Annotated in this window: 1 pseudogene; it reads right to left on the bottom strand. The window is 57.5% G+C overall.

Going from position 1 to position 273, the window contains the following annotated elements:
* Window positions 1–273 (bottom strand): annotated as a pseudogene (locus O2S87_RS19085) (ISH3 family transposase); the annotation flags it as partial.

The following is a 273-nucleotide window of genomic DNA, read 5'->3' on the forward strand; positions in this document are numbered from 1 at the left end:
AGGTGCTGTTGTAGAAGCCCCGATCAAGATAGACGGCCTTGACGCTCAGGTCAAGGCCGTCAAGCAGTTCGAGGAACTCACCGAGTACGTCACCTGAGGTTTCGCCAGCGACCAGCTGGCGAACCGCTAGTGTGTAGCGTTTGTTGCGCACCCGTGCGTAGAGTGTCGCATAAGCGTGAAACGTCGTTGTTCCACGCTTGGCCAGTGAGGAGTAGAGAGCTTCTGTCTCGTCTTCATCGCCGTAGTAGGGATCGAGGTGGAGGTCGGCGACGA

It is taken from the genome of Halohasta sp. A2, from assembly GCF_056175805.1.